Raw genomic sequence first — 12,538 nt, forward strand, 5'->3', positions numbered from 1 at the left:
CTGCTCGGGCAGCACAACTATGCTTCCGTTCACCGGAAGGTCGGTGATGGTCGCGGTGTCGGTGGCGAGGAGGCCCCATGACGAAGAACCCTGAGAGCGAGTCGCCGCCCTCGAGCGTGACCGGGCGGGTGCTCAGCATCCTGTCGGTCTTCGAGAAGAGCCTGGCCCCTCGCAGCCTCACCGAGATCAGTGCCGAGACCGGGCTGGCGCTCAGCACGACGCACCGCCTCGTCGGCGAGCTCGAGCAATGGGGGGCCCTGCAGCGTGACCCGCATGGCCGGTATCAGATCGGCTTGCGGCTCTGGGAGCTCGGCCAGCATGCCGGGCGACAGGTGCGTGAGATCGCCCGCCCGCTCCTGCAAGATCTGTACAGCCTGACCCAGCACACCGTGCACATCGCGATTCGCGACAAGACGGAGGTGCTCTACATCGACCGCGTGTACGGCACCCGCCGCGTGCCGCAGGCCTCGCGGGTCGGCGGGCGCCTGCCGCTGCACGCGACGGCGGTGGGAAAGGTGCTGCTGGCGTTCGAGGAATCGTGGTTGCGCGAGGCCGTGCTCGCGCAGCCGCTCGAGAGCCGCACCCCGCATACCCACGTCGACCCCGGGCAGCTTCGCCAGGAACTGGCGATCATCGCCGAACGCGGATACGCGCTCGCGATCGAGGAGGTGCGGGTGGGATCGGCCTCGATCGCCGTTCCCGTCTTCCAACGCGGGGGAGGTATCGGCGCGGCTCTGGGGCTCGTCGCCGAGCGCGGCGACGCTGACGTGCTCGAGCGCCATCTTCCCGCCATGCGCGGCATCGCGCGGCGAATCGAGGCGAGCGTCGGAGCCTTCCCGTTGCGCCAGCTCGGCGTGCGCCCGGTCGTCGACCGGCCCTAAGGTCACTTCCATTCAATGGAAGGTTGAGTGTCGCGTGGTGCAGACCGTGCGTTCAATACAGCCAGCGCATCGTTCGCGCTGCCAGACCACGAAGGAGTCGTCATGGCCATCGAGACCAGCACCGCACCCGCCGCTACCGGCGGGTGCCCCGTCGACCACGGGCAGTTCGGCACGGCCGATCGCTCCGGTGCCGACACGCACGACGGTGCCGAGAACCACTACGGGTACCAGCCGTTCGACATGACCGACCCGTTCCCTTCCTACGAGCGCCTACGTCGGAACGCTCCCGTGCACTTCGACGAGCGCATCGGCTACTGGGTCGTCACGCGCTACGCCGACGTCAAGGCCGTCTTCGACGACTGGGAGACCTTCTCGAGCGAGAACGCCCAGGCCCCCATCCGTCCGCGCAGTGCCGGTGCCACCGAGATCATGACCGAGGGCGGCTTCACCGCGTACTCGGGTCTCTCGGCCCGCGTGCCCCCGGAGCACACGCGCATTCGTGCCATCGCGCAGCGCGCCTTCACGCCGCGCCGCTTCAAGCTGCTCGAGCCCACGATTCGCGAGAACACCCGTCTCGCCCTCGACGCCATGCTCGCCTCGAGCGACGCCACCGGTGACTTCCTCACCGACGTCGCCTACGACATCCCCACCATCACGATCCTCACCCTGCTCGGCGTCCACCCGTCGATGGTGCCGACCTACAAGCGCTGGTCAGACTCGCGCGCAGCCATGACCTGGGGCGATCTCAGCGACGACGAGCAGTTGCCCCACGCTCGCAACCTCGTGGAGTACTGGCAGGAGTGCATCCAGCTGGTCGTGCAGGCGCACCGCGACGGCGGCGACAGCCTCGTCGCTGACCTGGTGCGTGCCCAGGAGGGCGGCGCCGAGATCAGCGATCACGAGATCGCCTCGCTCTGCTACAGCCTGCTCTTCGCCGGACACGAGACGACGACGACGCTCATCGCCAACTCCGCACGCGTGCTCTTGAGCCATCGCGATCAGTGGGACCGGATCGTCGCCGACCAGGCCCTCATTCCCGGAGCGATCGACGAGGTCTTGCGCTACAGCGGCTCGATTCTTGCCTGGCGCCGGCGCGCGCTCGCTGACGCTGAGATCGGCGGAGTGGCCGTGCCGAAGGGGGCCGACATTCTGCTCGTCATGGGGTCCGCGAACCGCGACGAGGCCGTGTTCGAGAACCCCGACGAGTTCGACATCACGCGCCCTGACGCCCGCAGCCACCTGTCGTTCGGCTTCGGCATCCACTACTGCTTGGGAAACCAGCTCGCCAAGCTGCAGGCGAAGATCGTGCTCGAAGAGACGATCGCCCGTGCGCCGCAGCTGCGCCTCGTCGAAGGCGCAGAGATCACCTTCGGCGAGAACCTCTCGTTCCGCGCTCCCACCTCCGTTCCCGTCACCTGGAAGGCCTGACATGACTGCGCCCGCATACATCCAGTTCTTCGACGGCGGCGAGCCTGCCGCCCATGAGCTCCTCGGGGGCAAGTGCGCCTCGCTCGTCGCCTTGACCGAAGCCGGGCTGCCGGTCCCTCCCGGTTTCGCCGTCACGACGATCGCATTCGACGCCTTCATCCACGCGGCCGGCATCGCAGACGACATCCATCGGATGCTCGGCACGATCGATGCCGACGACACCGCCAGCATCGATGCCGTGTCGGAGCAGATCCGCTCGGAGATCATCAGCCGACCGGTGCCGGTCGAGATCCACGACGCCTTCACCGAGGCCTTCGAAGCGCTGCAGGCGCGATTCACCGGCGAGACTCCCGTGGCCGTGCGCTCGTCGGCCACGGCGGAGGATCTGCCCGACGCGAGCTTCGCCGGTCAGCAGGACACCTACCTGTGGCTCCTCGGCCGCGACGAGGTCGCCGCTCACGTGCGTCAGTGCTGGGCCTCGCTCTACACCTCGCGCGCGATCGTCTACCGGCTCAAGAACGGCATCCCGAACGAAGGCCTCTCCATGGCGGTCGCCGTGCAGAAGATGGTCGACGCCCGCACCGCGGGCGTCGCGATGACGATCGACCCGGTGAACGGCGACAAGTCGACGATCGTGATCGACGCCTCGTGGGGCCTCGGCGAGCTCGTCGTCTCCGGCACTGTCACCCCCGACAACCTGCGGGTCGACAAGGTCATGCGCACGGTGTCGGAAGAGATCATCGGCGACAAGCACATCGAGCTGGTGCCCGACGCCGCGTCGCGCAGCGTCATCGAGCGCGAGGTCGAGCCCGAGCGACGCACCGTGCGGTGCTTGAGCGATGCCGACGTCGCCGCTATCGCCGCGATCGCCAAGCGTGCCGAGAAGCACTTCGGTTGCCCGCAAGACATCGAGTGGGCGATCGATCGCGGCCTGCCGGAGGGAGAGAACCTCCTCCTCCTGCAGTCGCGGCCCGAGACCGTCTGGTCGATCAAGACCACCGAGCCCTCGACGGCCACGTCGGGGTTCGGCATCGAAAGCATCACCCGTTCCCTGCTCACCCAGATCGGTCGCTGACCGCGACCGTTCGACGTCAACCCGTTCCGCTGAAAGGATTCGCATGTCAACGACGACTGCCGCCCCCTCCCGTGAGGGCGACTCCGCTGCCTCGGGGTCGTTCCCCAGCCCGTACAACCAGGCCCCGCCCGCGGGAGCCGAAGGCTGGAAAGACCTGTACGCCTACAACCTGGTCTTCCAAGACAACCGACGTGCGGTCGAGGAGGCGAAGTTCTGGTTCTGCGACAGCCAGCACTGGCCGGCCGTCACCAAGCCCTTCGAGACGATCGGCTTCGAGTTCGCTGTCGGCTGCCTGGGCCAGTACAACTCGCGCCAGCTGCTCATCCCGACCGCGAACGGCATCGAGTACCGCATTCACAACGGGTACCTCTACATGTCGCCCGTCGCGGTCGCTCCCGAGCAGATCGAGGCGCGCGTGCCTCAGTTCATGGAGCGTGCCGGGCACTACTTCCAGAACTGGGAGAGCCTGCTCAAGAACTGGCACGTCAAGCTGCGCGCGACCATCGACGAGATGGAGTCGATCGAGTTCACCGCGCTGCCCGAGAAGATCGCGCTCGAGGACGTGCTGAGCGGGAAGGGGACGGGCCCCGGCACTGAGCTGCTCGGCGACTACGACCGCATCATCGCGCTCGCGTACCGCGCGTGGCAGTACCACTTCGAGTTCCTCAACCTCGGCTACGTCGCCTACCTCGACCTCTTCATGTTCTGCAAGCAGGTGTTCCCCCGCATCTCCGACCAGGCCATCGCGACGATGGTGCAGGGCGTCGACATGGAGCTCTTCCGGCCGGACGACGAGTTGAAGAAGCTCGCGAAGCTCGCGGTCGCGAACGGTCTTGCCGACCTGTTCGCCGACACCTCTGACGCCGAGGCGCTCCTCGCGGCGATCGGCGCGCGCAGCGGCGGTGCCGAGTGGCTCGCGCAGTGGACCGAGTCGCAAGACCCGTGGTTCAACTTCACGACCGGCAACGGCTTCTACGCCCACGACGAGTACTGGCGCGATGTGCCCTCCACGCCCCTGGCGTTCATCAAGGGCTACATCGACCGAATCCACTCCGGTCAGGACATCGACCGCGACATCCAGCACCTGATCGTCGAGCGCGATCGCATCACCGAGGAGTACGCCGAGCTGCTCGAGGGCGAGGCGCTCGAGACCTTCCGCGGCAAGATCGGACTCGCTCGCACGGTGTACCCGTACGTCGAGAACCACAACTTCTACATCGAGCACTGGACGATGGGCGTGTTCTGGCGCAAGACGCGTCAGCTCTCGGCCGTGCTGCACGAGGCGGGTTTCTGGCCCCAGGCGAACGACATGTTCTACCTGCGCCGCGACGAGGTGCGCGAGGTGCTGTTCGACTACGTCAACGGCTGGATGGTCGGCGCACCGGCGATCGGGCCCGACTACTGGCCCGCCGAGGTCGAGCGTCGGCGCAGCATCGTCGCCGCGCTCGAGACCGCGCGGCCTCAGCCGGCCCTCAACACGCCGCCGGAGGTCATCACCGAGCCCTTCACCCTCATGCTCTGGGGCATCACGACCGAGCAGATTCAGAACTGGCTCGGCAAGGGCGACGCGGTCGAGGGCACGCTCAAGGGCATGGCGGCGTCGCCGGGCATCGCCGAGGGTCCTGCTCGCGTCATCTCGAGCGCGAGCCAGCTCAGCGATGTGCAGGAGGGCGAGATCCTCGTGGCTCCCGTCACGGCACCGAGCTGGGTGCCCGTGTTCGGCAAGATTCGCGCGACCGTGACCGACATCGGCGGAATGATGAGCCACGCGGCCATCGTCTGCCGCGAATACGGGATGCCCGCGGTCACGGGAACGGGAACCGGCTCGACCGAGATCCGCACTGGTCAGATGCTGCGCGTCGACGGCAACACCGGCACCGTCACGATTCTGGACTAGGGGGAGCTGACGATGACGACCACGCGGAACGCCCGCACGGTGATCGTGACGGGCGCGGGGGGCGGCCTCGGCCGCGCCTTCGCCGAAGCCTTCGCGGCCCGGGGTGACCGCGTGGTCGTCGCCGACATCGATGTGGCCGCCGCGACCCGCGTCGCGGCGGCCCTCGAGGGGGCCCTCGCCGTCGGTGTCGACGTCACGGACGCCGCCTCGACCGACGCGCTCGCGGCTGCGGCCGCCGAGCTCGGCGCGGGGCGCATCGATGTCGTGATCAACAACGCCGCGATCTACGCAACGCTCACGCGATCGCCCCTCGAGCAGATTGCCGAAGCCGAGTGGGATCGCGTGATGGCGGTCAATGCCAAGGGTCCTTGGCAGGTCGTGCGCGCCTGCTCGCCGCACCTGGGCGAGGGCTCGCGCATCATCAACATCTCGTCGGCGACCGTCATGAGCGGTTCGGCTCACTGGGCCCACTATGTGGCGAGCAAGGCCGCCGTGATCGGTCTGACCCGCGTGATGGCGACCGAGCTCGGCCCGCGCGGCATCACCGCCAACACGGTCGCCCCGGGCTTCACCCTGACCGAGGCGAGCCACGGCCTCATCGAGGGCGCCGAGACCTACGGTGTCGAGCGCAGCGCGTTGCGCCGCCCGATTCAGCCCGACGACATCGTGGGCACGGTGCTGTACCTGGCCGATGAGGCCAGTCGATCGGTCACCGGTCAGACCGTCGTCGTCGACGGCGGCCGCCAGTATCTCTAGTCGCCGTTGTCTCATCCACACCACCAGGAGGAAACGTGACCACCGTCACCTACACCGCATTCGACGGCACCGAGACGACCGTCGAGGGCGCACCCGGGGCATCCATCATGGAGACCGCACTGCGGAACGGCGTGCCCGGCATCGTCGGTGAGTGCGGCGGCAGCATGTCGTGCGCGACGTGCCATGTCTTCGTCTCGGACGAGACGGCTGCGATCGCGGGTGAGATGAGCGAGATCGAAGACGAGATGCTCGACGGCACGGCCGTCGACCGCGAGCCGAATTCGCGGCTGTCGTGCCAGATCAAGCTCGTCGACGGAAACACCTACTGCGTGACCACTCCCCGAGAGCAGGTGTGACATGACCACCGGCATCGCAGATGCAACGCTCATCATCGGGGCATCGCAAGCGGGCGTGCAGCTCGCGGCGACCCTGCGCGAGCTCGGCGACGACCGCCCCATCGTGCTCGTCGGCGACGAACCGCACGCTCCCTATCAGCGCCCCCCGCTCTCGAAGGCCTATCTGTCGGGCGAGATCACGAGTGACGACCTCGTCTTTCGCACTCCCGAGTGGTTCGCGCAGCACCACATCGAGGTGCTGGCAGGCGAGACGATCGCCGCGGTCGACCGGCATGCCACCGGGGGCGGAGAGGCCGTCACCGGTTCGGGCCGCCGCATCCCCTTCGCGCGCCTCGCGCTCACGACCGGTGCCGAACCCCGCCGGCTCGACCTGCCCGGTATCGACCTGCCCGGCGTGCACTACTTGCGCACGGCAGACGACGCTGCGGCGATCGCCGCACGGTTGGCGACAGCGCGGTCGCTCGTGGTCATCGGCGGAGGCTTCATCGGTCTTGAGGTGGCCGCATCCGCGCGCAAGCGGGGTGTCGCCGTCACAGTCCTCGAGGCCGCCCCCCGGCTCGTCGGGCGGGTCGTTTCGGAGCAGACGAGCGCGTTCTATCTCGACGCGCATCGCCGGCGCGGCATCGATGTGGTGCTGGATGCTCGCATCGCCTCCCTCGACGGCACCGACGCGGTGACCGGGGTGCGCCTCGACGACGGCACGGTGATCGCCGCCGATATCGTGCTCGTCGGCATCGGCGTGGTGCCCCGGATCGACCTCGCGACCCAGCTCGGACTCCAGGTCGACGGCGGCATCGTCGTCGACTCGGCCTGCCGCACGTCTGACCCGTCGATCGTCGCGGCGGGGGACTGCGCGATCATGCCGAACCCCTACGCGCGCGGCAGCATGCCCATGGTGCGCCTCGAGAGCGTGCACAATGCGCTCGAGCAGGCCAAGGTGGCCGCCGCAACGCTGATGGGGCAGCCCGCGGATTACCGCACGGTGCCCTGGTTCTGGTCAGACCAGGCCGACATCAAGCTGCAGATCGCTGGTCTGTCGACCGGGTACGACGCCACCGTGCTGCGCGGAGACCCCGAGTCGGAGAAGTTCTCCGTGCTCTACTACCGCGACGGCGAGCTCATCGCGGCCGACTGCATCAACCAGCCGCTCGACTTCATGGCCGTGCGCTCCGCCCTCGGACGCGGTGCCACCGTTCCCGCCGACGCGGCCGCCGACCTGTCCACCCCCCTCAAGAAGTCCGTGGTCGAACCGACCGCGCCCTCCCTCGTCTGATCCAGGAGCCCGTCATGCCCCTCCCCACCGCGGTCGCCGTCGACACCTCGCCCATCACGGCGCACTCCGACATCGACGATCTCGACCCGCTCTGGCGGGCGATCGTCGTGGAGTCGCGCACGCGCGCCAACGACATCCACCTGCCGATCTCGGTCGCCTACGCCGAGCGTCTGTGCGATGCCTACCCCGAGGCGGATGCCTTGGTCGTCCGGGTCACGACGCTCCTGCACGACACGGGGTGGGCGCGCGTCGACGAGACCAAGATCATCTCCGAGGGCTTCTCCGGTGATTGGCGCAAGGCCGATATCCGGTTCGAGCACGAGCGTCACGGCTGCGATATCGCGCGCGAGGTGCTCCCGGGGCTGGGCTACGACGACGCGTTCATCCGCCGCGTGACCGACATCATCGACGGTCACGACACGCGGCAGGTCTCGCACTCGCTCGAAGACAGCCTCGTGCGCGACGCCGACCGGCTCTGGCGCTTCACGGCCACCGGCATCGCGCTCGCCTCCGGCTGGTTCGGGTTGAGCCCGGCCGAGTACGCGCGCCGACTGCGTTCCGAGATCATCCCCGAACTGCTCACCGAGGCCGCCGTGCAGATGGCCGAGGCCGAACTCGCGCGAGCCGAAGCGCTGCTGAAGACGGCGCTCCTCTCGTGACGGTCGTGACGATCGACGTCGAGGCGCTGCGCCGCGCGCATGCCTCGGCGGCAGAGAGCCTGCCCTACCGTCACGTGACCGACCAGTTCATCGGCGGCGCGTGGCGGGCATCCCACAGCACGGCGACCTCGCCGGTCACCGACCCGGCGACGGGTGAGCAGTGGGGCTCGGTGCCGGTCGCTGACAGCCACGATGTGGATGCCGCCGTCGGCGCCGCGCGTTCCGCGCTCGCCGACTGGCGGGCGACCACGCCCGCACATCGCGCCGAGTTGCTGCGCCGCATGGCCGATGAGGTGGAGGCACGCGCCGTGCCGCTCGGCCTCACGAACACCCTCGAGAACGGCTCGCCTGTGGCGGAGACCTCGAAGGCGGCCGCGAACGCGGCGTCGATCCTGCGGCACTTCGCGGGGCTGGCCCCGCACCTCGAACGCGACGACATCCGGCCCTTCCCCGACGGCGTCAACGAGACGGTCGTGAACCGTGACCCCATCGGGGTCTGCGCCCTCATCGCGCCGTGGAACTTTCCCATCAACCTCGTCGTCATCAAGCTCGCGCCTGCGCTGCTGGCCGGCTGCACCGTCGTCATGAAGCCGGCGTCGCCGACCCCGCTGTCGACGCGCTTTCTCGTCGACGCGGCCGCGGCCGCGGGCATACCGGCGGGCGTCGTGAACTTCATCACCGGCAACGCCGCGGCCGGTGATGCCCTCGTGCGCCACCCGGGTGTCGACAAGGTTGCGTTCACCGGTTCGACGCCCGTCGGCCGCCGCATCGCCGCCGCGTGCGGCGAGCTGCTGCGGCCCGTCACCCTCGAGCTCGGCGGAAAGTCGTCGGCGATCGTTCTTCCCGACGCCGACCTCGACCAGCTTCGCCGTGTGCTCGTTCGCAGCTGCATGCGCAACACGGGCCAGACCTGCTACATCTCGACGCGCATCCTCGTGACGCCCGAGAACGAGGCCGCCGTGGTCGACCTGGTTGCCGAGACGATCGCGAACTCCCCGCTCGGCGACCCGCTTGATCCGGCCACCGTGTTCGGGCCGACGGCGACGGCCGCGCAAGAGACAACAGTGCGGGGCTACATCCGGTCGGGAATCGAGGAGGGTGCGCGCGTCGTGGCCGGAGGCGACCTGCCGAACCCGGTCGGTGTCGGCACCTTCGTCGTGCCCTCGGTGTTCACCGAGGTGACCCCGGAGATGACGATCGCCCGGGAGGAGATCTTCGGGCCGGTCATCACGATCATTCCGGTGCGCGACGTCGAGCACGCGATCGAGGTCGCCAACGACACCCCCTTCGGCCTCGGCGGCATCGTGTTCGGCGCCGACGAGCAGCGCGCCTTCGAGGTCGCTCGCCGCGTCGACTCGGGGTCGGTCGGCATCAACTTCTTCGCCTCCAACCACTCGGCTCCCTTCGGAGGTCGACACGATTCGGGCATGGGTGTCGAGTACGGCGTCGAGGGTCTGGAGGCCTACTTGACGCCGCAGTCGGTGCACCGACGCCGCTGAGGAGTCTCGGAGCGGCGGATCGACCACCGGGTTCGCCCGACAATCACGCGTTCGTAGAGCGGACTAAGGGGGATTCTTGATCGACAAGACAGTGAGCGACCCGATCGCGGCGGTCGCGGGTATCGCCGATGGAGCGACGGTGATGGTGGGCGGTTTCGGTCGCGCCGGCCAGCCCATTGAGCTTATCGACGCGCTCATCGAGGTCGGCGCGAGCGGGCTCACGATCGTGAGCAACAATGCCGGTGGCGGCGATGCGGGCCTCGCTCGGTTGATTGCCGAGGGCCGCGTGAGCCGCATCATCTGCTCGTTCCCGCGTCAGACCGATTCGTGGCACTTCGACCGCGCCTACCGCGAGGGTCGCCTCGAGCTCGAGCTCGTGCCGCAGGGCAATCTGGCCGAGCGCATTCGTGCCGCCGGGGCCGGAATCGGCGCCTTCTACTCGCCGACCGCCGTCGGAACCCCGCTGGCCGAGGGCAAGGAGCATCGCGAGATCAACGGCCGCACCTACCTGCTCGAGCACCCCATCCCTGCTGATGTCGCATTGATCAGCGGCCTGCGCGCCGACCGCTGGGGCAACGTCGTCTATCGCAAAACCTCGCGCAACTTCGGACCCATCATGGCGACGGCCGCGCGCACGACCATCGTGCAGGTCGATGAGGTCGTGCCGCTGGGCACGCTCGACCCCGAGGCGATCGTCACCCCGGGCATCTTCGTCGACCGTGTCGTCGCGGTCGGGGGCCGACGCTGGCTCCACAACGGCGATTTCGTCGGCGGCGTCGACCTGCACGGCGAGCCGCTCGCGGGCGCGACCGCAGCCCCGAGCGCGGGAGGAGACCGATGACCGACCGAATCGACGGCACCGACCGCACCGACCGCATCGGTCGTGACGCGCTCGCCCGCCGCGTCGCCGCCGACATTCCCGATGGCGCCTACGTGAACCTCGGCATCGGCGCACCGACGCTCGTCGCCGACCATCTGCCTGCCGGCACCGAGATCATCCTGCACACCGAGAACGGGATGCTCGGCATGGGCCCCGCGCCCGCACCGGGTGAGATCGATCCCGACCTCATCAACGCCGGCAAGCTCGCGGTCACCGAACTGCCCGGGGCGGCGTACTTCCACCACGCCGACTCGTTTGGCATGATGCGCGGAGGCCATCTGGACCTGTGCATCCTGGGCGCCTTCCAGGTGTCGCAGACCGGCGACCTCGCGAACTGGTCAACGGGCGCTCCCGACGCGATTCCCGCCGTCGGCGGCGCGATGGATCTCGCGATGGGCGCGAAGGAGGTCTACGTCATGACCGACCTGCTGACCAAGAGCGGTGAGTCGAAGCTCGTCGCGACCTGCACCTACCCGCTGACCGGCGTCGGATGCGTGACGCGGGTCTACACCGACCGTGCCGTGTTCGATGTGACGCCGGAGGGGTTCGCCGTTCGCGAGGTGTTCGGCACGACAACCCTCGACGAGCTGCGCCAGCTGACCGGCCTGGCCTTGACCCTGGTCGATCAGGCCGCCATCGACGAGGAGTTCTGATGACTGCGAGCTTCGTGTACGACGCCGTGCGCACTCCGTTCGGCCGCGCGGGCGGCGCCCTCGCCGACGTGCGCCCTGACGACCTCGCCGCGACGGTCATGCGCGCCACCGTCGAGCGCGCGGGCCTCGACCCCGCGCGCATCGATGATGTCGTGTTCGGCGACGCGAATCAGGCGGGGGAGGACAACCGCAACGTCGCGAGGTTCGGCGCTCTGCTCGCGGGCTTTCCCACCACCGTCACGGGAACCACCGTCAATCGACTGTGCGGATCGTCGCTCGACGCCGTCATCCAGGGCTCGCGCGCGATCGAGTCGGGCGACGCCGAGGTGATCCTCGCGGGCGGCGTCGAGTCGATGAGCCGAGCGCCCTACGTTCTAGAGAAGTCGGCGAGGCCGTATCCGGCGATCGGCAACCCCACCCTGTGGAACACCGCGATCGGCTGGCGCATGGTCAACCGCTCGCTGCCGTCGGAGTGGACGATCTCGAACGGCGAGTCGGCCGAGAAGCTCGCACGCGTCTACGGCATCTCGCGCGACGACCAGGACGCCTTCGCGCTCCGCAGCCATGCGCTCGCGGCTGCGGCGTGGGAGAGCGGTGCGTACGAGGGCGAGATCGTGCAGGTCGCCGGTCACGAGTTGGCGCGTGATGAGGGAATCCGACCCGATACGACGATCGAGCGACTGGCCACTCTCGCCGCGCTGTTCGCCGAGGATGGCACGGTGACCGCGGGCAACGCCTCGTCGATCAACGATGGGGCCTCCGCCGTGCTGCTCGGCGCCGAGGGCGCCGTGGATGCGCAGCCGCTGGCGCGCATCGCCGGCCGAGCCGCGTTCGGCAATGATCCGGACATGTTCGGTGTCGCTCCGGTCGAGGCGGCGAACCGCGCGCTCGCGCGGGCCGGTCGCACCTGGGCCGACGTCGACCTGGTCGAGCTCAACGAGGCGTTCGCCTCGCAGAGCCTCGCGTGCATCCGGCTCTGGCCCGACCTCGACCCGGAGCGCGTCAACGTTCACGGCGGCGCGCTCGCGATCGGGCATCCGCTCGGGGCGTCAGGGGGTCGCATCATCGGTCACGCCGCGCACGAGCTCGCGCGTCGCGGGCGGGGTGTCGCGGTCGTGGCGCTGTGCATCGGTGTCGGGCAGGGGCTCGCGGTCGTTCTCGAGCGGTAGTGCCCAGCAGGG

12 protein-coding genes are annotated in these 12,538 nt (G+C 68.9%); all 12 read left to right on the forward strand.

Annotation, left to right across the window (positions count from 1 at the left end):
- Nucleotides 1–77: 77 nt before the first annotated feature.
- The 12 genes from NNL39_RS07995 (at nt 78) to NNL39_RS08050 (ending at nt 12,526) form a co-directional block, all read left to right on the forward strand.
- The gene (locus NNL39_RS07995; RefSeq protein WP_255158672.1) at nt 78–881 is read left to right on the forward strand and encodes an IclR family transcriptional regulator; all 804 of its coding nucleotides are present in this window, start codon (nt 78–80) and stop codon (nt 879–881) included.
- 102 nt (nt 882–983) lie between these two features.
- A complete protein-coding gene (locus tag NNL39_RS08000; RefSeq protein WP_255158674.1) occupies nt 984–2,309 on the forward strand; it encodes a cytochrome P450 in 1,326 nt (441 codons plus the stop codon).
- A 1-nt stretch (nt 2,310) separates the two neighbouring features.
- Nucleotides 2,311–3,384, forward strand: coding sequence for a PEP/pyruvate-binding domain-containing protein (locus tag NNL39_RS08005; protein ID WP_255158676.1), 1,074 nt, complete (start codon nt 2,311–2,313; stop codon nt 3,382–3,384).
- A 43-nt stretch (nt 3,385–3,427) separates the two neighbouring features.
- On the forward strand, nt 3,428–5,281 hold the full coding sequence (locus tag NNL39_RS08010; RefSeq protein WP_255158678.1) for a PEP-utilizing enzyme: 1,854 nt from the start codon (nt 3,428–3,430) through the stop codon (nt 5,279–5,281).
- 12 nt (nt 5,282–5,293) lie between these two features.
- Nucleotides 5,294–6,037, forward strand: coding sequence for an SDR family NAD(P)-dependent oxidoreductase (locus NNL39_RS08015; protein ID WP_255158680.1), 744 nt, complete (start codon nt 5,294–5,296; stop codon nt 6,035–6,037).
- A 35-nt stretch (nt 6,038–6,072) separates the two neighbouring features.
- Nucleotides 6,073–6,393: a 2Fe-2S iron-sulfur cluster-binding protein gene (locus tag NNL39_RS08020; protein ID WP_255158681.1), complete on the forward strand. Its 321-nt coding sequence runs from the start codon at nt 6,073–6,075 to the stop codon at nt 6,391–6,393.
- A 1-nt stretch (nt 6,394) separates the two neighbouring features.
- Nucleotides 6,395–7,666 carry an NAD(P)/FAD-dependent oxidoreductase gene (locus NNL39_RS08025; protein WP_255158683.1) on the forward strand — a complete coding sequence of 424 codons (1,272 nt, stop codon included), beginning with the start codon at nt 6,395–6,397 and terminating at the stop codon, nt 7,664–7,666.
- A gap of 14 nt (nt 7,667–7,680) precedes the next feature.
- Complete coding sequence (locus NNL39_RS08030; RefSeq protein ID WP_255158685.1) at nt 7,681–8,325, forward strand: HD domain-containing protein; 645 nt, start codon at nt 7,681–7,683, stop codon at nt 8,323–8,325.
- Nucleotides 8,322–9,824, forward strand: coding sequence for an aldehyde dehydrogenase family protein (locus NNL39_RS08035; RefSeq protein WP_255158687.1), 1,503 nt, complete (start codon nt 8,322–8,324; stop codon nt 9,822–9,824). Before NNL39_RS08030 ends, NNL39_RS08035 begins: the two co-directional genes overlap by 4 nt.
- A 76-nt stretch (nt 9,825–9,900) precedes the next feature.
- Nucleotides 9,901–10,665, forward strand: a complete 765-nt coding sequence (locus tag NNL39_RS08040) for a 3-oxoacid CoA-transferase subunit A (protein ID WP_255158689.1) — start codon at nt 9,901–9,903, stop codon at nt 10,663–10,665.
- Nucleotides 10,662–11,357, forward strand: a complete 696-nt coding sequence (locus tag NNL39_RS08045) for a 3-oxoacid CoA-transferase subunit B (RefSeq protein ID WP_255158691.1) — start codon at nt 10,662–10,664, stop codon at nt 11,355–11,357. Before NNL39_RS08040 ends, NNL39_RS08045 begins: the two co-directional genes overlap by 4 nt.
- A complete protein-coding gene (locus tag NNL39_RS08050) occupies nt 11,357–12,526 on the forward strand; it encodes a thiolase family protein (protein ID WP_255158693.1) in 1,170 nt (389 codons plus the stop codon). The genes NNL39_RS08045 and NNL39_RS08050 overlap by 1 nt, the downstream gene beginning before the upstream one ends.
- The last annotated feature ends 12 nt before the right edge of the window (nt 12,527–12,538 follow it).

The sequence above is a fragment of the Microcella humidisoli genome (assembly GCF_024362325.1).
GTDB classification, from domain to species: domain Bacteria; phylum Actinomycetota; class Actinomycetes; order Actinomycetales; family Microbacteriaceae; genus Microcella; species Microcella humidisoli.

Excerpts from the sequence above, each read along its gene's own strand:
- NNL39_RS08000 (WP_255158674.1), top strand. The coding sequence starts at position 984 with ATGGCCATCGAGACCAGCACCGCACCCGCCGCTACCGGCGGGTGCCCC.
- NNL39_RS08030 (WP_255158685.1), top strand. The coding sequence starts at position 7,681 with ATGCCCCTCCCCACCGCGGTCGCCGTCGACACCTCGCCCATCACGGCG.
- NNL39_RS07995 (WP_255158672.1), top strand. The coding sequence starts at position 78 with ATGACGAAGAACCCTGAGAGCGAGTCGCCGCCCTCGAGCGTGACCGGG.
- NNL39_RS08015 (WP_255158680.1), top strand. The coding sequence starts at position 5,294 with ATGACGACCACGCGGAACGCCCGCACGGTGATCGTGACGGGCGCGGGG.
- NNL39_RS08010 (WP_255158678.1), top strand. The coding sequence starts at position 3,428 with ATGTCAACGACGACTGCCGCCCCCTCCCGTGAGGGCGACTCCGCTGCC.
- NNL39_RS08050 (WP_255158693.1), top strand. The coding sequence starts at position 11,357 with ATGACTGCGAGCTTCGTGTACGACGCCGTGCGCACTCCGTTCGGCCGC.
- NNL39_RS08045 (WP_255158691.1), top strand. The coding sequence starts at position 10,662 with ATGACCGACCGAATCGACGGCACCGACCGCACCGACCGCATCGGTCGT.
- NNL39_RS08005 (WP_255158676.1), top strand. The coding sequence starts at position 2,311 with ATGACTGCGCCCGCATACATCCAGTTCTTCGACGGCGGCGAGCCTGCC.
- NNL39_RS08025 (WP_255158683.1), top strand. The coding sequence starts at position 6,395 with ATGACCACCGGCATCGCAGATGCAACGCTCATCATCGGGGCATCGCAA.